This window comes from Serratia sp. J2 (genome assembly GCF_046269175.1).
Lineage (GTDB): Bacteria > Pseudomonadota > Gammaproteobacteria > Enterobacterales > Enterobacteriaceae > Chania > Chania fonticola_C.
Window position 1 is genome coordinate 51414 of record NZ_JBKABN010000014.1, and the last position, 21410, is coordinate 72823.

The 21410-nt window shown below is 56.3% G+C and carries 20 protein-coding genes and 1 pseudogene; 10 read left to right on the plus strand and 11 right to left on the minus strand.

The annotated features are described in order from the left end of the window. Positions 1-2: 2 nt before the first annotated feature. Both rhaR and rhaS read right to left on the minus strand, forming a co-directional pair. On the minus strand, positions 3-842 hold the full coding sequence (gene rhaR, locus ACKWMY_RS15505; protein WP_409486572.1) for an HTH-type transcriptional activator RhaR: 840 nt from the start codon (positions 840-842) through the stop codon (positions 3-5). Between the two features lie 85 nt (positions 843-927). After that, positions 928-1749, minus strand: a pseudogene (gene rhaS, locus ACKWMY_RS15510) (HTH-type transcriptional activator RhaS). A gap of 376 nt (positions 1750-2125) precedes the next feature. Here rhaS and rhaB point away from each other — a divergent pair. From rhaB to rhaM, 5 genes are all read left to right on the plus strand, one after another. Next, positions 2126-3541 (plus strand): rhamnulokinase, encoded by a 1416-nt coding sequence (rhaB, locus tag ACKWMY_RS15515; protein WP_024527894.1) that lies wholly within the window; start codon positions 2126-2128, stop codon positions 3539-3541. Further along, complete coding sequence (locus ACKWMY_RS15520; protein WP_024527893.1) at positions 3538-4794, plus strand: L-rhamnose isomerase; 1257 nt, start codon at positions 3538-3540, stop codon at positions 4792-4794. Before rhaB ends, ACKWMY_RS15520 begins: the two co-directional genes overlap by 4 nt. Before the next feature lie 10 nt (positions 4795-4804). Beyond that, positions 4805-5629, plus strand: coding sequence for a rhamnulose-1-phosphate aldolase (gene rhaD / locus ACKWMY_RS15525; RefSeq protein ID WP_065683752.1), 825 nt, complete (start codon positions 4805-4807; stop codon positions 5627-5629). Between the two features lie 67 nt (positions 5630-5696). Further along, positions 5697-6845, plus strand: a complete 1149-nt coding sequence (gene fucO / locus ACKWMY_RS15530; protein WP_409486573.1) for a lactaldehyde reductase — start codon at positions 5697-5699, stop codon at positions 6843-6845. Positions 6846-6861: 16 nt separating this feature from the next. Further along, positions 6862-7176 (plus strand): L-rhamnose mutarotase, encoded by a 315-nt coding sequence (gene rhaM, locus ACKWMY_RS15535; RefSeq protein ID WP_024527890.1) that lies wholly within the window; start codon positions 6862-6864, stop codon positions 7174-7176. Positions 7177-7222: 46 nt separating this feature from the next. On the opposite strand, the gene ACKWMY_RS15540 is transcribed toward rhaM, so the two are convergent. The 7 genes from ACKWMY_RS15540 to ACKWMY_RS15570 form a co-directional block, all read right to left on the minus strand. Next, positions 7223-7678, minus strand: a complete 456-nt coding sequence (locus ACKWMY_RS15540; RefSeq protein WP_024527889.1) for a GNAT family N-acetyltransferase — start codon at positions 7676-7678, stop codon at positions 7223-7225. A gap of 99 nt (positions 7679-7777) precedes the next feature. Further along, positions 7778-9283, minus strand: a complete 1506-nt coding sequence (locus tag ACKWMY_RS15545; protein ID WP_409486574.1) for a PLP-dependent aminotransferase family protein — start codon at positions 9281-9283, stop codon at positions 7778-7780. A gap of 113 nt (positions 9284-9396) precedes the next feature. Beyond that, positions 9397-10218 carry a serine O-acetyltransferase gene (gene cysE, locus ACKWMY_RS15550; RefSeq protein ID WP_021181867.1) on the minus strand — a complete coding sequence of 274 codons (822 nt, stop codon included), beginning with the start codon at positions 10216-10218 and terminating at the stop codon, positions 9397-9399. Between the two features lie 98 nt (positions 10219-10316). After that, positions 10317-11336: an NAD(P)H-dependent glycerol-3-phosphate dehydrogenase gene (gpsA, locus tag ACKWMY_RS15555; protein WP_024482901.1), complete on the minus strand. Its 1020-nt coding sequence runs from the start codon at positions 11334-11336 to the stop codon at positions 10317-10319. Continuing rightward, entirely contained in the window at positions 11336-11806 is a 471-nt protein-coding gene (gene secB, locus ACKWMY_RS15560; RefSeq protein WP_021181865.1) for a protein-export chaperone SecB, read from the minus strand. Before secB ends, gpsA begins: the two co-directional genes overlap by 1 nt. Before the next feature lie 83 nt (positions 11807-11889). Further along, positions 11890-12138 (minus strand): glutaredoxin 3, encoded by a 249-nt coding sequence (gene grxC / locus ACKWMY_RS15565; RefSeq protein ID WP_024482902.1) that lies wholly within the window; start codon positions 12136-12138, stop codon positions 11890-11892. A gap of 26 nt (positions 12139-12164) precedes the next feature. After that, positions 12165-12599 (minus strand): rhodanese-like domain-containing protein, encoded by a 435-nt coding sequence (locus ACKWMY_RS15570; RefSeq protein ID WP_021807259.1) that lies wholly within the window; start codon positions 12597-12599, stop codon positions 12165-12167. Positions 12600-12902: 303 nt separating this feature from the next. Between ACKWMY_RS15570 and gpmM the strand changes: the two genes are divergently transcribed. The 3 genes from gpmM to ACKWMY_RS15585 are packed head-to-tail and all read left to right on the plus strand — an operon-like array spanning position 12903 to position 16744. Beyond that, positions 12903-14447 (plus strand): 2,3-bisphosphoglycerate-independent phosphoglycerate mutase, encoded by a 1545-nt coding sequence (gene gpmM, locus ACKWMY_RS15575; protein ID WP_074029864.1) that lies wholly within the window; start codon positions 12903-12905, stop codon positions 14445-14447. 9 nt (positions 14448-14456) lie between these two features. After that, complete coding sequence (envC, locus tag ACKWMY_RS15580) at positions 14457-15791, plus strand: murein hydrolase activator EnvC (protein ID WP_024527886.1); 1335 nt, start codon at positions 14457-14459, stop codon at positions 15789-15791. Positions 15792-15793: 2 nt separating this feature from the next. After that, a complete protein-coding gene (locus ACKWMY_RS15585) occupies positions 15794-16744 on the plus strand; it encodes a divergent polysaccharide deacetylase family protein (protein ID WP_409486575.1) in 951 nt (316 codons plus the stop codon). 189 nt (positions 16745-16933) lie between these two features. Here the strand turns inward: ACKWMY_RS15585 and tdh are convergent, their stop codons facing one another. Then, on the minus strand, positions 16934-17959 hold the full coding sequence (gene tdh, locus ACKWMY_RS15590; RefSeq protein WP_021181859.1) for an L-threonine 3-dehydrogenase: 1026 nt from the start codon (positions 17957-17959) through the stop codon (positions 16934-16936). Between the two features lie 9 nt (positions 17960-17968). Beyond that, on the minus strand, positions 17969-19165 hold the full coding sequence (gene kbl, locus ACKWMY_RS15595) for a glycine C-acetyltransferase (protein WP_024527884.1): 1197 nt from the start codon (positions 19163-19165) through the stop codon (positions 17969-17971). Positions 19166-19405: 240 nt separating this feature from the next. On the opposite strand from kbl, the gene rfaD reads away from it, so the two are divergent. Beyond that, a complete protein-coding gene (rfaD, locus tag ACKWMY_RS15600; RefSeq protein WP_021807264.1) occupies positions 19406-20338 on the plus strand; it encodes an ADP-glyceromanno-heptose 6-epimerase in 933 nt (310 codons plus the stop codon). 24 nt (positions 20339-20362) lie between these two features. Beyond that, the gene (gene rfaF, locus ACKWMY_RS15605) at positions 20363-21409 is read left to right on the plus strand and encodes an ADP-heptose--LPS heptosyltransferase RfaF (protein ID WP_409486576.1); all 1047 of its coding nucleotides are present in this window, start codon (positions 20363-20365) and stop codon (positions 21407-21409) included. The last annotated feature ends 1 nt before the right edge of the window (position 21410 follow it).

Below are 21410 nucleotides of genomic sequence, written 5' to 3' on the forward strand. Positions count from 1 at the left end.
CCCTAGGCGATAAACCGTTGGCGATACTCGCGCGGGGTCATTCCGGCCTCGCGCGTGAACACCACGGAAAAATAGTTGCTGTCTTCAAACCCGCATCGGGCGGCAATATCGCTGATGCGGTATTCACTGCGGCGTAGCAGGCGCTTGGCCTGGCATAAACGGATCTGGCGCAGATAGTGGTTGATGGTCATGCCGGTTTGCTGGCGGAACAGCAGCTTCAGCGCCCGCTCGGTCAACTGATGCTGCCGGCAAAAAGCCGGCAGATCAAAGTCGCCGTCGATGCCGTTCTGCAACGCTGCCATCAGCAAATCCAACTGTTCGCCGTCCGGCAACATATGCACGCAGTCCACCGCATAGCGATAGCGTTTGAGCACGATCGCCAATTGCAGCAACAAAGCCTCCGTCAACTGGATCGATAACGAGTCGGTTTTACGGCTCTCCTGCGAAAGCTGGGCGATAATCGGCCGGGCCTGCGCCATGCCTTGGGTAGAGAGCCGCCAGTAGCGCTCGCTGGAGGTATCAAACGGCGGTAGCAGGCTTTCCCACTGGGCATTCAACCGCAGACGCTCCGGGCAATAGATGACGTTATCCAGCACCAGATCGTGTACCGACTCGTAGCTGTGGCAATCGCTGGCACGGATATAAAAAATATCCCCGCAGGTGTTCCGGTAAGGGCGATCGTTCAGCACGTGCAGGCCATTGCCACGCCAAACGATCACAATCTCGCAAAACTGGTGAGTATGCGTGGCAAATCCCATCTGGGGATAGCGCTCCGCCACGGCCACCGGCATCTGTACCGAGGGCAGATAATCGCGGCTCTCTAACAGTAACGTCTCCCTCATCTCACACCTTTCCTGGTTGGCACGACTGGGCATTATTGCCGAACACGCGGCGAGGAAAATTGATGCAGTCGTGATTTTCACGCTGCTAGCGCATACCACGTAGCGCACGGGGTGGGCAGGTAAACTCACGCTTGAACAGGGTCGAAAAATGGTTGCTGTCGCCGAAACCGCAGCGAAAAGCGATATCGGTGATGCTGCTATCGCTGTGGCACAACATATGGCGAGCCTGTAGCAAACGCAGGTGGGTCAGGTAGCGCTGTGGCGTCATGTTGGTGTGCTGTTTCAGCTGCCGGTGCAGCGTACGCAGCGGGATGGCAAAGCGATCGGCCAGTTCGGACCATTCGATCGATTCAGCATAGTGGCCCTGGAGCCAGTCCAACAGCTGATGCAAACGCCCCTCCTGATCGTCCCCCTGCCGGGCCAGACAGCCCTGCCACAGCTGCACCAACAGCTGCATAAAGACGCTTTCATGCAGCGCTATCTCTTCTGGCCGCTCACCTGCAGGTGCCGCCGCGAGCTGCGCAATCAGCCCCTTGACCTGTTGCAACACCTGCTGGCTGATACGCCAATGGGCCGGGTAGACGCCATCGGCCTCGCGCGGCAGGAACTGCTCCACGCCGGAGACAAAGCGGAAGGCGTCCGGCGCCCGGAACAGAATATTGGTCAGGATCAGGCCGTCGGTCTGTTCAAACAGGTGGCGATCGTGATCGCGCACAAAACAGACGCAACCGCTGTTAAGGGTATAGGGATTGCCATTAAACACATGCACCCCCGCCCCCTGTTCGACAATCACAATTTCTTAAAAATCATGATGATGTTCTGGAAAAGCCTGCTGCGGTTCGCGAGGTTCGATCACCACGGGCGCGCTGCAGGAAGGGAAAAAATCACTACTGTGCAATAGGTTCATCTTGCCCCCAGAGCTTTGGCGCGGCGGGATTACCGCGCAACGTCGGTAATCGATAGTAAGAGAAGCGCCCGGCAACAAACCTTAAGGTTTTGACCGAAAAGCGCGCTAAAGCTGCGCGTTTTTTAAGAAAGCCGTAGCAATGTTGAGAAATGCGTACAAGGTCACAACCGGGCGAAAACCGGCTCGAGTCGCAAACTGTGAGCTACTTCACCTTTACCTTTGCCATTTTGCCAATCCCTCTCAGGCGTTGGCAGTGGCGAGAAGGCCCAGGCAGCGGCAACTTCCTACACTGCTCGCATCAAGCAATCACGGGCTTTCTCTCATGACTATTCGCAATACTGTCGCCATCGATCTTGGAGCCTCCAGTGGACGAGTGATGCTGGCGAGCTATCAACCGCAACAGCAACAACTCCAGTTGCGTGAAGTCAGCCGCTTCACCAACCGTTTGCAGCACCGGGCCGGGCAAGACTGCTGGGATCTGGATGCGCTGGAAGGCAATATCCGCCAGGCACTCGCACAGCTTGATGCCGAAGGCATTCGCCTTGATAGCATCGGCATAGATACCTGGGGTGTCGATTTTGTACTGTTGGATGCGCAAGGTGAGCGGGTCGGCCAGGCCGTGTCCTACCGTGATGCCCGCACCCAGGGGCTGATGGCAACAGCCCAGCAGGATCTGGGCCGCAGCAATATCTATCAACGCACCGGCATTCAATTCCTGCCTTTCAATACGCTGTACCAACTGCGTGCCCTGCGCGAACAGCAGCCAGAACGGTTAGATCGCGTGGCTCACCTGCTGCTGATCCCAGATTACCTGCACTTTCGCCTGACAGGGGAACTGAACTGGGAATACACCAATGCCAGCACCACCCAGCTCCTGAATATTGAAAGCGATCAATGGGATGAGGAACTGTTGTCCTGGGCCGGGGTACCTGCCAGCTGGTTTGGCAAACCAACGCCACCAGGCAACCGCGTGGGCTATTGGACCAGCCCCAGCGGCCAGCAGATCCCGGTGATTGCCGTGGCAACGCACGACACCGCCAGCGCGGTACTTGCAACGCCATTGCAAGATGCCAATGCCGCCTATCTCAGCTCCGGCACCTGGTCGCTGATGGGCATCGAAAGCCCAGTCCCGGTGGTTCACCCGGCCTCATTGGCGGCCAATATCACCAATGAGGGCGGCGCAACGGGCTATCGGGTGCTGAAAAACATCATGGGCCTTTGGCTGCTGCAACGCGCCACGCAGGAATTGAACATCAGCGATCTGCCAGCCCTGATCGCTCAGGCGGCCCAACAGCCAGCCTGTCGTTCATTGGTTAACCCCAATGACGATCGTTTTATCAACCCGGCCAACATGTGCCAAACCATTCAGGACAGCTGCCGCGAGCGCGGGATGCCGGTGCCGGAAACCGCAGCCCAACTGGTGCGCTGCATCTTCGACAGCCTCGCCATGCTCTACCGCCAGGTCGCACAGGAGTTGGCGACGATGCACGGCCGCCCACTCAGCCATCTGCATATCGTCGGCGGCGGCAGCCAGAACCATTTTCTTAATCAGCTGTGTGCCGATGCCTGCGGGCTGGCCATCAGCGCCGGGCCAATCGAAGCCTCAACCCTGGGCAACGTCGGCTGCCAGTTGATGGCCTTGGACGCCGTCAGCGACATTGGGCAATTCCGCCGCATCGTGGCACAGAACTTCCCACTACAACACTTTACCCCTCGCGACAATCCAGACTTTGCCGCCCACTGGTCGCAATTTCAGTCGTTGAGTCAATTACCTAAGGAACTTTGCATATGAAAAGCTCGATCGATCAAGCTTGGGAACTGGCAAAACAGCGCTTTGCTGCCGTTGGCGTGGACGTTGAAGCCGCGATTAGCGCTATGGAAACCCTGCCAGTGTCGATGCACTGCTGGCAAGGAGATGACGTGGCCGGGTTCGAAAATCCGGAAGGCTCCCTGACCGGCGGCATTCAGGCCACCGGCAACTACCCGGGCAAAGCGCGCAACGCCAAAGAGCTGCGGGCCGATCTGGAACAGGCTTTGGCGCTGATCCCTGGCCCGAAACGCCTGAACCTGCACGCGATCTATCTGGAGTCGGATGCCCCGGTAGCCCGTAACAAAATTGAACCACGCCATTTTAAAAACTGGGTGGAGTGGGCCAAACAGCACCAGTTGGGGCTGGATTTCAACCCGTCATGCTTCTCGCACCCGCTGAGCGCCGACGGTTTTACGCTGTCACATGCCAACCCGGAAATCCGTCAGTTCTGGATTGAACATTGCCAGGCTAGCCGCCGCGTCTCGGCCTATTTTGGCGAACAGCTCGGTACGCCTTCGGTGATGAACATCTGGATCCCGGACGGTATGAAAGATACGCCGATCGATCGCCTGGCACCGCGCCAGCGTCTGATGAGCGCGCTGGACGAAGTAATTAGCGAAAAACTCGACCCGGCACACCATATCGACGCGGTGGAAAGCAAGCTGTTCGGCATTGGCGCAGAGAGCTACACCGTGGGCTCCAACGAGTTTTATCTCGGCTATGCCACCAGCCGCCAGACCGCACTCTGTCTGGATGCGGGCCACTTCCACCCAACCGAAGTGATCTCCGACAAGATCTCCAGCGCCATGCTGTATGTACCACGCCTGCTGCTGCACGTTAGCCGCCCGGTACGCTGGGACAGTGACCACGTGGTGCTGCTGGACGATGAAACGCAGGCGATTGCCGGTGAGATCGTGCGCAACAACCTGTTCAACCGCGTCCACATCGGCCTGGACTTCTTCGACGCCTCCATCAACCGCATCGCCGCCTGGGTGATCGGTACCCGCAACATGAAGAAAGCCCTGCTGCGTGCGCTGCTGGAGCCGACCGAGATGCTGCGCAAGATCGAAGAGAGCGGCGATTACACCGCCCGCCTGGCCTTGCTGGAAGAACAGAAATGCCTGCCATGGCAAGCCGTGTGGGAAACCTACTGTCAGCGTAACGATGTCCCGGCCGATGCCAGCTGGCTCAACAACGTACGCAACTACGAACAACAGATCCTCAGCCAACGTTAAGGGTAGCGCAATGCAACAGATAGTTTCCTCCTGGTTCGTCCAGGGCATGATCAAAGCCACCAGCGACATGTGGCTAAAAGGCTGGGATGAGCGCAACGGCGGCAACGTCAGCCTGCGGCTTTTGGCGGAAGATGTTGAGCCTTTCCGTAGCGATTTCGTGGCCGATCCGCGTTGCGTAGAGCTAACGCAACCGGCAACCGAACTGGCCAACTGCTGGTTCCTGGTCACCGGTTCAGGCAAGTTCTTCCGCAACGTGCAGTTGGCGCCGCAAGAGAATCTGGTGCTGTTGCAACTGAACCACAACGGCACCGCATACCACATCCACTGGGGGCTTTCCCAGGGAGGTTTTCCGACCTCGGAACTGGCGGCGCATTTCCAGTCGCACATCGTGCGCATGAACGTCACCTCTGGCCGTGATCGCGTCATCATGCACTGCCATGCCACCAACCTGATCGCCCTAAGCTTTGTGCAGGAATTGGACAACGCCAGCTTCACCCGCCTGTTGTGGGAAGGCAGCACCGAGTGCCTGGTGGTGTTCCCAGACGGCATAGGCATCGTGCCCTGGATGGTGCCAGGAACCGACGGCATCGGCACCCAGACCGCCGAACAGATGCAGGAACACAGTCTGGTACTGTGGCCGTTCCATGGCATTTTCGGCTCTGGCCCAACGCTGGACGACGCTTTCGGCCTGATCGACACCGCAGAAAAATCGGCCGAGATCATGGTGAAAGTGCTGTCGATGGGTGGCAAGAAGCAAACCATTTCCGGCAGCCAACTGACGGCGCTGGCCAAGCGTTTCGGCGTAACGCCACTGGCCGCCGCGCTCAAGGATTGAGACATCGGTGCCCTGCGTCCGCTACGGCGGGCGCATCACAACGGTTTCTCATTTCAGGAGCAATATCATGAGTTTCATGCTGGCATTACCGAAAATCAGTTTGCACGGCTGCGGCGCCATTGAAGATATGGTCAAGCTGCTGGCACAGAAGCAATGGGGTAAGGCGCTGATCGTCACCGACGGTCAGTTGGTTGAGCTCGGCCTGCTGGAAGGGCTATTCAGCGCCATGCAGCAGCATGCTCTGCCTTATGCCATGTTCAATGAGGTATTTCCCAACCCTACCGAAGGACTGGTGCAGCAAGGCTGGCAAGCGTTCAAACAGCAGCAGTGCGACTATCTGATTGCCTTCGGTGGCGGCAGCCCGATCGATACCGCCAAGGCGATCAAAATCCTCACCGGCAACCCTGGCCCCTCTACCGCCTATTCCGGCGTTGGCAAAGTCAAACATCCGGGCGTAGCTTTGGTGGCGATCAATACCACTGCGGGCACCGCAGCCGAGATGACCAGCAACGCGGTGATCATCGACAGCCTGCGCCACGTCAAAGAAGTGATCATCGACACCAACATCATCCCTGACATCGCCGTGGACGACCCGCAGGTGATGTTGGATATTCCCGCCAGCGTGACTGCCGCCACCGGTATGGACGCGCTGACCCACGCGGTGGAAGCCTATGTTTCCGTGGGCGCTCATCCTCTGACCGATCACTCAGCGCTGGAAGCCATCCGCCTGATTAGCACCTGGCTACCTGCCGCGGTAGATGACGGCAAAAACCTGCAAGCGCGGGAAATGATGGCCTATGGGCAATACCTGGCGGGGATGGCGTTCAACAGCGCCGGGCTTGGCCTGGTGCACGCATTGGCTCACCAGCCAGGCGCGACCCACAATCTGCCACACGGCGTTTGCAATGCCATCCTGCTGCCGGTAATCGAAGAGTTTAACCGCCCGAATGCCGTGGCTCGCTTTGCCCGTATTGCGCAGGCAATGGGGGCAGACACGCAAGGCATGAACGAAGAACAGGCCAGCCATCAGGCGATAGCCGCCATTCACGCGATTTCGCTGCGCGTGGGTATCCCGGCAGGTTTCTCGGCCCTGGGTATCAAGGAAGCGGATATCGAAGGCTGGTTGGATAAAGCGCTGGCTGACCCATGCGCCCCTTGCAACCCACGCACGGCAGATCGCGAACAGGTTCGTGCGCTGTATTTAGCCGCGCTGTGATCTTTAAGGAAAACCTATGATCCGTAAAGCTTTTGTGATGCAGGTAAACCCAGATGCACACGCCGAATACCAGCGCCGCCACAGCCCGATCTGGCCAGAGCTGGAACAGGTGCTGAAGGAGCACGGTGCACACCACTATTCCATCTTCCTGGACGAAGCACGCCACCTGCTGTTTGGCTATGTGGAGATTGAGTCAGAAGAACGTTGGGATGCAGTGGCCAACACCGCCGTCTGCCAGCGCTGGTGGCAGCATATGGGCGACGTGATGCCGAGCAATCCTGATCATAGCCCGGTCAGCTCACCGCTGCGTGAAGTGTTTTATCTAGAATAATCAACAGGCGACGGTTAAACCCCGTCGCCTTATTATTAACGCCGTACTATTTTTTACTATAAATAATAAACGAGGTTCTTTGGCCGATTTTATCGTACAGCGAACGGGCAGAGGAGTTGAACTCCTGGGTCATCCAGTAAACGCGGCTTGACTCTCTCACTTCCGCCTGTTGATAAGCTTCAGTAAATAAGCTCTCTGCCACGTTTTGTCCCCGCGCGCTTTTATCAACGAACAGATCCTCAATATAACAATAGTTTTTATCGCTCCACGTCGAGGCATGATATACCAAATGCATAAAGCCGAGGATCTGCCCCTGATCGTTAACGGCAACCAGCCCGACCAAATCCTGTTTTTGGCACAGGCGGATAAAGGTTTTTTCGGTGATTTCGGCGCTGACATCGGCACGATAAAAGTGCAGATATTGCTGCCACAGATGCTCCCAACCCGCTCTATCTGAAGCGATTATGTCCCTAATGGTAACGCCATTTTTAGTCATCAACATAGTCCTACCCCTGCATGTTCAAAGTGGCGCAAGTATAGGCGATGCCATAGGGTGGGGTTAATGGACCAATCCGCTATAGACACCGGACCATTTCAGCGGCTAAGTATCCATCTCGTTTAAACAGCGCGTTAGCAACTGGGAAAACTGCTCGACGTTATAGGCTATCTCAATAGGATCCAGAGCCGCGAAGCCCAGCAGCCAGCCAGATAAGGGAATATCTTCCGTACAAAACTCGGAAAGGCTTTTCAGGGTTAACTTATTCTGAGCAGCGCGATGGGCAACCTCTTGCTCAAGCTGTTTACTTTCCACCAGGCAGAGTATTTGCAAGCCGCAGTTAGGTACAATAACCTTCACCTTTAAGCCGCAGTGCTTGTTGATCTCGTTAATAAACAACGCCGCACGCGATGAATAGATTTTCTTCATCGTCAGGACATGTTCTCGGTAATGTCCCTGCATAATAAATTTTGCCAACGTGCGCTGAGCGATCCCCGAAACCTGGCTGTCCATATTCGCCCGCGCGGTGGTCATGGGTTTTACCAGCGCTTCTGGCAGTACCATATAAGCCACATGCAGATCCGGAAACAGGGTTTTACTGAACGTGCCCATATAAATGGTGCGCTGATGGGGGTCTAACCCCTGCAAACAGGCCGTCGCAATGCCTTGGTAATGAAACTCGCTGTCGTAGTCATCTTCAATGATCCACATATCCCGAACTTTTGCCGCCTCAATCAATGCCAACCGCCTGGCCAGCGAAAGTGCTCGACCGGTCGGATATTGGTTGGAAGGGGTGACATAGACAAATCTGGCATTAGCCTGCGAGTGAATGATTTCATCGGTGCAAATCCCCTGTTCATCCACGGTAATCGGGATCGGCTTGAGCTGTGCCGCCTGGAAGGCTTTAATCGCACCGGTATACCCCGGATTTTCGATAAAGACGCTATCGTCAGCGTCTGCCAGGACCTGCGCACATAAAGACAGCGACTGTTGCGTACTGCTCACAATCAGAATTCGATCGGCCTGTGCCTTCACGCCCCGCTCGGCCAGCAGGAAGTCACAAATGGCTTCCCGCAGGTGAATATTGCCCTGCAAGTTGCTGCCTGCCGAGATAGACAACCCCTCTTCTTTGACGGTTTGCTGATATAACCTGAGCCAGGTATGGATCGGAAAATTGCGGGTTTCAGGCATGCCGGGGCCAAATGCCCGCTGCTGGGGCAGGTTGCCTGATTCAGGCCTGGTATGCTGTGACGATCTCCGGCTCAATGTGACCTGGCTGCCGGAAGGTGCAGCTGAGTGCTCACTAGTCAGACCCAGCAAAGGTTGCTGCCTTTGCGCAACAAAGCTTCCCCGACCCACCTCTCTGCAGACGTATCCCTCGGTTTCCAGCGCCGTATAACAGTTCTCAATGGTCCCTCGGGATAACTGCAGTGAGGCTGCCAACGCACGGCTGGCCGGTAAACGTTGCCCCGTGATGAACTCCCCCTGCTGGATCATCGTTTTGAAAGCAGCGGCCAGCGCCGTAGTTAATGAAACTTCAGGGACTGTTTGCTTGGCGAGGTTTTTTTGCAGCAAGAGAGTCTGGAGCTGCTTTTCGGTCAGGCGGTTCAAGGCGCAGCTCCACTGAGAGAAAAACATAAGGTGTAAGCGACAAACCGCCGTGTGATATTGCCATCACACGGCGTTTTACATGGGATTTGGGGATATTACCACTGAGGGGTTACTCAGATACCGTCGCCATACTCAAACCCGTGATTGGCACCGTTGAAGTACTGGTCCATATCCATCGATGGCGTATCGCTTTCCGGGCGGCCAACAATACGTGCGGGCACGCCTGCGGCGGTGGTATGTGGTGGCACGGGCTGTAGCACCACGGAACCGGCACCAATCTTGGCCCCTTTCCCCACTTCGATATTACCGAGGATTTTAGCCCCCGCGCCAATCATCACACCTTCGCGGATTTTAGGGTGGCGATCGCCGCTGGTTTTGCCCGTCCCGCCCAGGGTTACCGACTGCAGGATAGAGACGTTATTCTCCACCACGGCGGTTTCACCGATCACAATGCCGGTGGCGTGGTCGAGCATGATGCCGCAGCCGATGGTGGCCGCCGGGTGGATATCCACCCCAAAGGCGACCGAGATTTGATTTTGCAGGTAGATCGCCAATGCCTGGCGGCCCTGCATCCACAACCAATGGCCGATGCGGTACGCCTGCAAGGCATGGAAACCTTTCAGGTATAGCAACGGCGTTGAATATTTATCTACTGCGGGGTCACGCAACCGCACCGCCAGAATATCGCGGGCCGCTGAGACGATCATTTGTGCGTCGGAACGATAGGCATCTTCCACCACCTCACGCACGGCAATCGCCGGCATGATCGGATTGGCCAGTTTGTTCGCCAGAATGTAGCTGAGCGCGCTGCCCAGATTTTCATGCTTGAGCAAGGTCGCGTGGAAAAAGCTAGCCAGCATCGGTTCACAATCTGCCAGTGCTCTCGCCTCTGATTTAATGCTGCTCCAGACCTGTTCTAACTCTTCTGACGACATCGCTTCCTCTCTGCCAAAACAGACTACCCCGCCTGATCCCGGCAGGGTAACCTAATCAAATTGTCGCGGCGCGATACATTGCTGTACCGCTGCCAAGGTCAAGCACTGTGCTTTTCGTCTTTCTTGGTGCGCCCAAGCAGAGTCAACGCTGCCTCACGGGCATTTTTATCACAGTACAGCACCTGATAGATCTGTTCGGTGATCGGCATTTCTACGCCAAAGCGCTGCGCCAGTGCCAATACCTCTTTGGTATTGCGATAGCCTTCAACCACCTGGCCGATGCTATCCTGCGCTTCCTGCACGCCCTTGCCTTGCCCCAGCATAATACCGAAACGACGGTTGCGCGATTGATTATCCGTGCAGGTCAACACCAGATCGCCCAACCCAGCCATGCCCATAAAGGTGGAAGGATCGGCTCCCAATGCCGAGCCGAGACGGCTCATTTCCGCCAGGCCACGAGTGATCAATGCGGTACGCGCGTTGGCACCAAAACCGATACCGTCAGACATACCGGCACCGATGGCAATCACGTTTTTCACCGCGCCGCCCAGCTGTACCCCAATGAAATCCGGGTTGCTGTAGACGCGGAAGCTTTTGCCACAGTGCAGCAGCTGCTGTAAATCTTCGGCAAACTGCTCGTCGGTGGCTGCCAGAGCGATCGCCGTTGGCAATCCGGCCGCCAGCTCTTTGGCAAACGTTGGCCCAGAAACGACCGCCAGTGGGATGGTATCCCCCAGCGCTTCGCGAGCCACGTCTTGCAATAGCCGCCCCGTTTCCGCTTCCAGACCTTTGGTCGCCCATACGATGCGGGCATCTGGGCGCAGATGGGGTTTCAACTGACGCAATACGTCACCAAACACGTGGCTAGGCACCACCACCAGCACATCGCGGCTGGCCGCTAATGCACGAGCAAGATCGGTTTCAAGCAACAGGGTATCGGGGAAAGGGACGCCGGGAAGGAACGCCTGATTGCAACGATCGCGCTGCATAATCTGGATCTGCTCGGGGTTATGCCCCCATAGCACTACCGGGTGGCCGTTACGCGCCAGCGTAATGGCTAAAGCGGTGCCGTACGAGCCGGCACCGATTACAGTCATTGAAGCATTGACGGTATTCATCAGGCATCCTGATGAGGTTCAGCGCTTTCGCCTTCCGCCTGCTGCTGCAAATAGCTCATGAACAGCGCGTCAAAGTTTACCGGTGCCAGGTTCAACTGCGGGAAGGTACCGCGAGAAACCAGGCTGGTGATGCACTCACGCGCGTACGGGAACAGGATGTTCGGGCAGTATGCACCCAGGCAATGTGCCAGTTGCGTGCCTTCGATACCGGAGATGGAGAAGATACCTGCCTGCTGAACTTCACACAGGAATGCGGTTTCTTCACCCAGAGAGGCGGTAACGGTAACGCGCAGTACCACTTCGTAGACGTCGTCTGCCAGGTGGCTGGAAGCCGTATCCAGATCGAGCTTAACTTCTGGCTGCCATTCTTGCTGGAATACCTGCGGAGCGTTTGGCGCTTCGAATGAGATATCCTTGGTGTAAATGCGTTGGATCTGGAAAGCCATCTCTGTGCTGTTTTGTTCTGACATGTGTGTAATACCCTTGGTTAACTATCCTTAGAGACACTCAGTGGTTGCAATACCCACATCTTGGCAGTGGGACCGCCGCTGGTTTACAGCAGCGGATCCAGCCCACCGCGAGCATCAAGTGCATGTAAATCATCACAGCCGCCAATATGTTGGCCATCGATGAAAATCTGAGGCACGGTGGTTCGCCCACTGCGCGCAATCATTGCTTCACGCTTGACGTTATCACCATCGATGGCAATCTCGCTAAACGCAGCTCCCTTGCTGTTCAGCAGCGCCTTGGCGCGATGACAGAACGGGCAGGTTGCCTTGGTGTAGATCTCAATGTTAGCCATGGAAACCCCTTCAATCACACTATAATTTATTTGCCACGCGCCAACGGCAGGTTTTCCCCACTCCAGCCGGCAATGCCGTCTTTCAGGGTATAGACCTGTTCAAACCCGGCTTTGCTCAGGTTTTCTGCGGGTTCGCGTGAGGTGGTACCATTGGCACAGACCACGATGACCGGCTGGGCCTTGTGTTTATCCAGTTCGCCGAAGCTGCCGGTTTTGATCTCGCTCGCCGTCAGGTTGATCGCGTTGGCGATATGGCCTCTGCGGAAATCATCACGGGTACGGGTATCTACTACTACCGCATCTTCTTTGTTGATCAAGCGAGTAGCTTCACCGCGGGCGATCTCTTTAACCTTGGAAAAACGGCTCTTGAAGGTCATGACGATCACGGCAGCCAGCAGACCGACCCAGGCCAGACTAAGTATGGGGTGCCGGCTAACAAATTGCATAATTTCTTGCAGCATGGGGTGTAACAACTCCCGTCAGTTAAGGGAAAAATAAGTCAAGGTTTCAGAGTATACCTGCCGAATGCGTCAAATACAGCCAATAAGCAAACGGGAATGCAGAAACTGCGGAGTACACTGGAAAATTACCGTCATGACGTTGAGAAAGTCGAGGCTGTTCACCGCATCTTTGATCTCTTTGGGCTCTTTTTAGTCGGCCACATTGTAGTATCATCAGGTTCCAGAGGGTGAATAGCCATCATTCCAGTGCCAATGGGCTGATGGCTATTCACAACTTAAAACGATCATAAAGAGGTTACTGCAATGTCGAGCAAGAAAAAGCCCATGGTACTGGTGATCCTGGACGGCTACGGCCATCGGGAAGAGCAACAGGACAACGCGATCCTGAACGCCAAAACGCCGGTCATGGACCGTCTGTGGCAACAACAGCCACATACCCTGATTGCCGCTTCCGGTCTGGATGTCGGCCTGCCTGATGGCCAAATGGGTAACTCGGAAGTCGGTCACGTGAACCTCGGCGCAGGCCGCATCGTGTATCAGGACCTGACCCGCCTGGATAAAGAGATCAAAGACGGTGACTTCTTCACCAACGCAACGCTGACCAGCGCCGTCGACAAGGCCGTGAAGGCAGGCAAAGCGGTACATATCATGGGCCTGATGTCTCCTGGTGGCGTCCACAGCCATGAAGAACATATCCTGGCGATGATCAAACTGGCCGCACAGCGTGGTGCCAAAGCCGTTTACCTGCATGCCTTCCTGGATGGACGCGACACTCCACCGCGCAGTGCTGAAAATTCACTGAAACGTTTCAGTGACGAATTTGCCACGCTGGGTGCCGGACGTATCGCCACAGTGATCGGCCGTTACTATGCGATGGATCGTGATAATCGTTGGGACCGCGTACAGCTGGCCTACGATCTGATGACCCAGGCCAAAGGCGAATTCACCGCCGACAACGCCGTGGCCGCGCTACAGGCTGCCTATGCCCGTGGCGAAAACGACGAGTTCGTTAAACCGACCGTGATCCAGGCAGCGGGCGAAGCCAGCGCCGAGATGAACGACGGCGACGCGTTAATCTTCATGAACTTCCGTGCCGACCGTGCGCGCCAGATCACCCGCGCCTTCGTCAATGCCGATTTCGACGGCTTCCCACGTAGCAAAGTGGTCAAGTTTGGTGATTTCGTCATGCTGACTGAATACGCTGCCGACATCAAAACCGCCTGTGCCTATCCACCAGCCTCACTGGCCAACACCTTCGGTGAATGGCTGATGAAGCACGACAAAACCCAGTTGCGCATCTCGGAAACCGAAAAATACGCTCACGTCACCTTCTTCTATAACGGCGGCGTCGAAGAACCGTTCAAAGGTGAAGACCGTATTCTGATCAACTCGCCAAAAGTGGCCACCTACGATTTACAGCCAGAGATGAGCTCCGCCGAGTTGACCGAAAAGCTGCTGGCAGCCATCCACAGCGGTAAATATGACGCCATCATCTGTAACTACCCGAATGGCGACATGGTTGGCCACACCGGTGTCTATGATGCAGCCGTCAAAGCGGTAGAAACTCTGGATAACTGTATTGAGCAGGTAGTAGAAGCGGTGAAAGCCGTTGACGGCCAACTGCTGGTCACCGCCGATCACGGTAACGCCGAGCAAATGCGCGATCCGGCTACCGGCCAGGCGCACACCGCCCATACCAGCTTGCCAGTGCCGTTGATCTACATCGGTAAACCCGCCAAAGCGGTAGAAGGTGGCAAACTGTCCGACATCGCTCCAACCATGCTGTCACTGATGGGAATGGAAATCCCGCAAGAGATGACTGGTAAGCCGCTGTTCATCGTGGAATAATCCTTTCCCATGAGGGAGAAGGCGAATTTTGCACTATCAAGGGTAACCCGAAGCGCAAACTCAGGCAGCCAACCGTTGCCTGAACGCTCCGCGCCACGGAAGTTAACCACTATCTGCGCCAGCGTGTTTTTCGCTGGCGCATTGCTGTTGCCATTCACCGGCAACGCCGCGGAAGATAACAAATCCCAGCTCAAAGACATTCAGCAGAGCATCGCTGAAAAAGAAAAAGCGGTTAAACAACAGCAACAACAGCGCAGTTCGCTGCAAAATCAGCTCAAACTCCAGGAAAAGACCATCGCGCAAGCCAGCCGTTCGCTGCGTGATACCCAAGGTACGCTCGACATACTGAGCAAAGACATTTCCGGGCTCAACACCTCCATCGCCAAGCTTCAAAAACAGCAGTCCACCCAGCAGGAAATCCTCGCCAAACAGCTCGATGCCGCCTTCCGTCAGGGGCAACACAGCGCCTTGCAGCTGGTGCTCAGCGGTGAAGAAACCCAGCGCAGTGAACGCATGCTGGCCTATTTTGGCTATCTGAACGAAGCGCGCCAGCAGTCCATTGAACAGCTCAAGCAGACCCGCAAGCAATTGGCAGAGCAAAAGAGCTCGCTGGTGGCCAAACAGGGTCAGCAGAAATCCTTGCTTGGCGAGCAACAAACCCAGCAGCAAAAACTGGAACAGGCGCGCATCGCCCGTAAAAAAACCCTGACCGCGTTAGAAGCCTCGTTGGAAAAAGATCAGCAGCGGCTGGTGGAACTGCGCCAGAACGAAACCCGCCTGCGCGATCAGATCGCCCGTGCCGAACGTGAAGCCCGCGCCCGAGCCGAACGCGAAGCGCGTGAAGCAGCCAAGGTGCGTGAGCAGGTCAAAGTCAAAGAACAGCAGGCGAAGAAAACCGGCACCAGCTATAAACCAAGCGAAGGTGAGCGTTCTCTGATGGCGCGAACCGGCGGTTTAGGCCAGCCTGCGGGCCAAGCCGTATGGCCGGTGCGTGGCCGCATAGAGCATCGCTTTGGCGAACAGTTGCAAGGTGAGTTACGCTGGAAAGGCATGGTGATCTCCGCGGCCGAAGGCAGCGAAGTGAAAGCCATTGCCGATGGCCGCGTGCTGCTGGCCGACTGGCTGCAAGGCTATGGTCTGGTGGTGGTGGTCGAACACGGTAAGGGCGACATGAGTCTGTATGGCTACAACCAGAGTGCTTTGGTTAGCGTCGGGGCGCAGGTGCGTGCCGGTCAGCCTATCGCCCTGGTCGGTACCAGCGGTGGTCAGGGAACGCCATCGCTCTATTTCGAAATCCGTCGCCAGGGTCAGGCCGTTAACCCACAGCCGTGGTTGGGAAGATAGATTTGTACTATAGCAAAACGCGTACTGCCCTGTTGTTGAGTGCGCTGCTGTTCGTTAGCGCAGCACAGGCAGGCAAGCTCTCTATCGTGATTGATGACGTGGGTTATCGCCCACATGAAGAAAATGCCGTACTGCAAATGCCGACGGCGATCTCCGTTGCCGTGCTGCCCAATGCGCCTCACGCCCATCTGATGGCCACCAAAGCCCATAGCCAGGGGCGCGAAGTGCTGATCCACATGCCCATGGCTCCGCTCAGCAAACAGCCGCTGGAGCGCGATACCTTACAACCCTCCATGAGCAGTGAAGAGGTGCAGCGTATCATCCGTAATGCGGTGAATAACGTGCCTTTTGCGGTGGGTATGAATAACCATATGGGCAGCGCCATGACCTCCAGCCTACCGGGCATGCAAAAGGTCATGCAGGCGCTGGAAAGCTACCATCTCTATTTTCTCGACAGCATGACCATCGGCAACAGCCAGGCCACGCATGCGGCAGCGGGCACCGGCGTGAAGGTGATCAAACGCAAGGTGTTCCTCGACGATACGGCCAACCCGGACGATATCCGCCGCCAGTTTAATCGTGCCGTCGAATTGGCGCGCCGCAACGGATCGGCCATCGCCATAGGCCATCCGCGCCCGGCAACGGTAAAAGTGCTGCAACAGATGCTGGCTACGCTGCCCTCCGACATCGTACTGGTGAAACCCAGCTCGCTGCTCAATGAACCGCAGCAGAGCGGAAGCGGCTATGTGCCGCCATCCAAGCCACACAAACCGCAGCCGAAAAATCCGTTCACCGGTGGCATCAAGCAGTGCAAAGTTAAATTGCCGAAGGAAGGCATGAATGCCAGCCATGCGCTGGGCATCGTTGCAGAAAGCGTGGCACAGTCACCGGTCGTGGTGGTGATCAAACGCCATTGGCAGCACTGGATGGGCTCAACACCTACCAAGCCATAACTCATTTTCCCCTCACCCCGCCCCTCTCCCACAGGGAGAGGGAGCTGTTAGCCCCAGCTCTTTTGGAAGTAAAGAGTTCATCTCAGCAAACTCGATCGCCTCCACATCCAAGACAGAACTCAACACTTTCAAATACACTCGTTCGATCCCCTCTCCCTGTGGGAGAGGGTTAGGGTGAGGGGCGTTACATCAATCCCAGCTCAGCACCACTTTCCCCGACTGCCCGGAACGCATGGCGTCAAAGCCCTGCTGGAACTCGTCAATTGAGAAACGGTGGGTGATGATCGGCGTCAGATCCAGACCAGATTGGATCAGTGCCGCCATCTTGTACCAGGTTTCGAACATTTCGCGGCCGTAGATCCCTTTGATAAACAGCCCCTTGAAGATCACCTGGGTCCAGTCAATTGACATATCCGAAGGTGGGATCCCCAGCATCGCAATACGGCCGCCGTGGTTCATGGCATTGAGCAACGAACGGAACGCCGGTGGCGCGCCGGACATCTCCAGGCCCACGTCAAACCCTTCGGTCATGCCCAACTCGGCCATTACATCCGTCAGGTTTTCTTTGCTGACGTTTACCGCACGGGTCACACCCATCTTGCGCGCCAGCTCCAGGCGATATTCGTTCACGTCGGTGATCACCACGTGGCGTGCCCCAACGTGTTTACATACCGCAGCGGCCATAATGCCGATCGGGCCGGCACCAGACACCAGCACGTCTTCCCCAACCAGATCGAAGGAAAGCGCGGTATGCACGGCGTTGCCAAACGGGTCAAAGATCGAGGCCAGCTCGTCCGAGATATTGTCCGGGATTTTAAAGGCGTTAAACGCCGGGATCACCAGATATTCGGCAAATGATCCTGGGCGGTTTACGCCCACGCCGGTGGTGTTGCGGCACAGATGCGTACGGCCACCGCGGCAGTTACGGCAGTGGCCACAGGTGATGTGCCCTTCGCCAGAAACGCGATCGCCGATGCTGAAACCTTTGACTTCCTGGCCGATGGCGACCACTTCGCCCACATATTCGTGGCCAACGACCATCGGTACCGGAATGGTTTTCTGCGACCATTCGTCCCAGTTATAGATATGCACATCAGTACCGCAGATAGCGGTTTTGCGGATCTTAATCATGACATCGTTGTGGCCCAGCTCAGGCTGAGGCACATCGGTCATCCAAATACCTTCTTCCGCTTTCAGTTTTGCTAATGCTTTCATCAAATTACCTTATGCAATAACGCCAAGCGTCTTACCGATGCGGATAAACGCCTCAACGGCACGTTCAATCTGCTCCGGTGAGTGATCGGCTGACATCTGGGTGCGGATACGTGCCTGACCTTTTGGCACCACCGGGTAGAAGAAACCAGTAACGTAGATGCCTTCCTTAAGCAGTGCGTTGGCGAAATCCTGCGCCAGTTTTGCTTCACCCAACATCACCGGGATGATGGCGTGATCGGCCCCGGCAAGCGTAAAGCCCGCTGCGGTCATTTTTTCGCGGAACAGGCTGGCATTGGCCCACAGGCGATCGCGCAGAGCGTCCCCGTCTTCGAGCAGTTCCAACACTTTGATCGAGGCTGCCACGATGGCCGGAGCCAGCGAGTTGGAGAACAGATAAGGGCGTGAACGCTGACGCAACCACTCCACCACCTCTTTTTTGCCAGCGGTATAGCCGCCGGAAGCGCCGCCCAACGCCTTACCCAAAGTGCCGGTGATGATATCGACGCGGTCCATCACTTCGCAGTATTCGTGCGTCCCGCGCCCATTGGCGCCAACAAACCCCACCGCGTGGGAATCATCGACCATCACCAGCGCATCATATTGGTCCGCCAGATCGCACACGCCCTTCAGGTTGGCGATCACGCCGTCCATGGAGAACACCCCGTCGGTAGCGATCATGATGTGGCGAGCACCGTCTGCCTTGGCCTGCTGCAGTTGCTCAGCCAGTTGGCCCATATCGTTGTTGGCATAGCGGTAGCGCTTGGCCTTGCACAGGCGCACACCGTCGATGATTGAGGCATGGTTCAGCGCGTCGGAAATAATGGCGTCTTCCGGGCCCAACAGGGTTTCAAACAGGCCACCGTTGGCGTCAAAACAAGAGGAGTAGAGGATCGCATCTTCCATTCCCAGGAAATCGGCCAACTTTTGTTCCAGCTGCTTATGGTTATCCTGTGTACCACAGATAAAACGCACCGACGCCATGCCGAAGCCATGGCTGTCCATCCCGGCCTTTGCCGCCGCGATCAGCTCCGGGTGGTTAGCCAGCCCGAGATAGTTATTGGCGCAGAAGTTGATCACCTGGCGACCATCGGCCACCGAGATATCGGCCTGCTGGGCAGAAGTGATAATGCGCTCTTGTTTAAACAGCCCTTCGGCGCGAGTGGTAGCAAGCTGCTGTTCCAGCTGCTGGTAAAAAGACGCAGACATTCGGTCATCTCCAGGATAGGGGCATTTTCGGCATATTTTACTGCTTTGCCAGCAAACTGACGACATACCGCCGCAGAGAATCTGAAAATTGCAGCAGATATCACGGCAAACCGGCGCATCGTGTAACGGCACGGGATATTAAGAGCCGTACCGATGTTCCCAATGGCATGAAATGCTATTATAGGCAGCATATAGGGTGGGGCATTGTGCGCCACCGGGAAGAATACAGGGGTAAACCCAATGATTATCGTCACTGGCGGCGCTGGCATGATTGGCAGCAACATCATCAAGGCACTAAATGAAAACGGATATCGCGATATCCTGGTGGTGGATAACCTGAAAGATGGCACCAAATTCGTTAACCTTGTCGACCTTGATATCGCTGACTATGTCGATAAAGAAGACTTTATCGCCAGCATCATGGCCGGTGACGATCTGGGTGACATCGACGCCATTTTCCACGAGGGTGCCTGCTCCTCCACCACCGAGTGGGATGGCAAATACATGATGGATAACAACTATCAGTATTCCAAAGACATCCTGCATTACTGCCTGGATCGTCAGATCCCGTTCCTGTATGCCTCTTCTGCCGCCACCTACGGCGGCCGCACCGATAACTTTATCGAAGAGCGTCAGTTTGAGCAGCCGCTGAACGTTTACGGTTACTCCAAATTCCTGTTCGACCAATACGTGCGCGAGATCCTGCCAGAAGCGGATTCGCAGGTGTGTGGCTTCCGTTACTTCAACGTTTACGGCCCGCGTGAAGGCCATAAAGGCAGCATGGCCAGCGTAGCATTCCACCTGAACAACCAGATCAACCGTGGCGAAAATCCAAAACTGTTCGCCGGCAGCGAAAACTTCAAGCGCGATTTCATCTACGTCGGCGACGTGGCGGCGGTCAACCTGTGGTTCTGGAAGAACGGCGTATCCGGCATCTTCAACTGCGGTACCGGCCGTGCGGAAACCTTCCAAGCCGTGGCCGATGCGGTAGTGGAATACCATCAGTCCGGTGCCGTGGAATACATTGAGTTCCCGGAAAAGCTGAAAGGCCGCTACCAGGCTTACACCCAGGCCGATCAAACCAAGCTGCGCGCTGCCGGTTATGACGCACCGTTCAAAACCGTAGCCGAAGGCGTGAAAGAATACATGGCCTGGTTGAATCGTCCCGCTTAAGCGCTGAAGGAAGTTACTCACGGTATGAAAATACTGGTCATTGGCCCTTCGTGGGTTGGCGATATGATGATGTCGCAAAGTCTCTACCGCACCCTGAAGGCCGAGTACCCGTCGGCAGAAATCGATGTGATGGCACCTGCCTGGTGCCGTCCTCTGCTGACGCGGATGCCCGAAGTCAACCAAGCGTTGGCAATGCCGCTGGGCCATGGTGCCTTGGCATTGGGCGAACGCCGCCGTCTTGGCCATGCGCTACGCGCCAATGGCTATGACCGTGCCTATGTGCTGCCCAACTCATTCAAGTCTGCCCTGGTGCCCTTCTTTGCCAACGTGCCACAGCGTACCGGCTGGCGCGGCGAGATGCGCTACGGCCTGCTCAACGATCTCCGCGTACTGGATAAAGCGGCATTCCCGTTGATGGTGCAGCGCTACGTCGCGCTGGCCTACGACAAGCAGCGGATACAGCGCGCTGAAGATCTGCCGCAGCCGATACTCTGGCCGCAGTTGCAGGTCAGTGACGAAGAGATTGCCGAAGCCACTTCGGCGTTTAATCTCACCGACCACCGGCCCATTATCGGTTTTTGCCCAGGTGCCGAATTCGGCCCGGCCAAACGCTGGCCGCATTACCATTACGCCACGCTGGCACAGATGCTGATCGATGCAGGCTATCAAATCGCCCTGTTTGGTTCGGCCAAAGACCACGAAGCCGGTGAGCAGATCCGTGCCGCCTTGGCGGAAAAGTCTCGCGATTTCTGCTTCAACCTGGCCGGAGAAACTCAGCTCGAACAGGCAGTGATCCTGTTGGCCTCTTGCCGGGCCGTAGTCAGTAACGATTCCGGCTTGATGCACGTTGCAGCGGCGTTGAACAAACCGCTGATAGCCTTGTACGGCCCGAGCAGCCCGGACTTCACCCCACCGCTGTCTCATCAGGCCAAGGTGATCCGTCTGATCAGTGGCTATCACAAGGTACGCAAAGGCGATGCCGACCAGGGTTATCACCAGAGCCTGATCGACATCCAGCCACAGCAGGTGTTAGACGCGCTGACGCCGTTACTAGCCGCCAGCGAGGAATAAT

Coding starts and splice junctions, on each gene's coding strand:
- rhaR (WP_409486572.1), bottom strand. CDS start 842: ATGAGGGAGACGTTACTGTTAGAGAGCCGCGATTATCTGCCCTCGGTA.
- rhaB (WP_024527894.1), top strand. CDS start 2,126: ATGCTGGCGAGCTATCAACCGCAACAGCAACAACTCCAGTTGCGTGAA.
- ACKWMY_RS15520 (WP_024527893.1), top strand. CDS start 3,538: ATGAAAAGCTCGATCGATCAAGCTTGGGAACTGGCAAAACAGCGCTTT.
- rhaD (WP_065683752.1), top strand. CDS start 4,805: ATGCAACAGATAGTTTCCTCCTGGTTCGTCCAGGGCATGATCAAAGCC.
- fucO (WP_409486573.1), top strand. CDS start 5,697: ATGAGTTTCATGCTGGCATTACCGAAAATCAGTTTGCACGGCTGCGGC.
- rhaM (WP_024527890.1), top strand. CDS start 6,862: ATGATCCGTAAAGCTTTTGTGATGCAGGTAAACCCAGATGCACACGCC.
- ACKWMY_RS15540 (WP_024527889.1), bottom strand. CDS start 7,678: ATGTTGATGACTAAAAATGGCGTTACCATTAGGGACATAATCGCTTCA.
- cysE (WP_021181867.1), bottom strand. CDS start 10,218: ATGTCGTCAGAAGAGTTAGAACAGGTCTGGAGCAGCATTAAATCAGAG.
- gpsA (WP_024482901.1), bottom strand. CDS start 11,336: ATGAATACCGTCAATGCTTCAATGACTGTAATCGGTGCCGGCTCGTAC.
- secB (WP_021181865.1), bottom strand. CDS start 11,806: ATGTCAGAACAAAACAGCACAGAGATGGCTTTCCAGATCCAACGCATT.
- grxC (WP_024482902.1), bottom strand. CDS start 12,138: ATGGCTAACATTGAGATCTACACCAAGGCAACCTGCCCGTTCTGTCAT.
- ACKWMY_RS15570 (WP_021807259.1), bottom strand. CDS start 12,599: ATGCTGCAAGAAATTATGCAATTTGTTAGCCGGCACCCCATACTTAGT.
- gpmM (WP_074029864.1), top strand. CDS start 12,903: ATGTCGAGCAAGAAAAAGCCCATGGTACTGGTGATCCTGGACGGCTAC.
- envC (WP_024527886.1), top strand. CDS start 14,457: ATGAGGGAGAAGGCGAATTTTGCACTATCAAGGGTAACCCGAAGCGCA.
- tdh (WP_021181859.1), bottom strand. CDS start 17,959: ATGAAAGCATTAGCAAAACTGAAAGCGGAAGAAGGTATTTGGATGACC.
- kbl (WP_024527884.1), bottom strand. CDS start 19,165: ATGTCTGCGTCTTTTTACCAGCAGCTGGAACAGCAGCTTGCTACCACT.
- rfaD (WP_021807264.1), top strand. CDS start 19,406: ATGATTATCGTCACTGGCGGCGCTGGCATGATTGGCAGCAACATCATC.
- rfaF (WP_409486576.1), top strand. CDS start 20,363: ATGAAAATACTGGTCATTGGCCCTTCGTGGGTTGGCGATATGATGATG.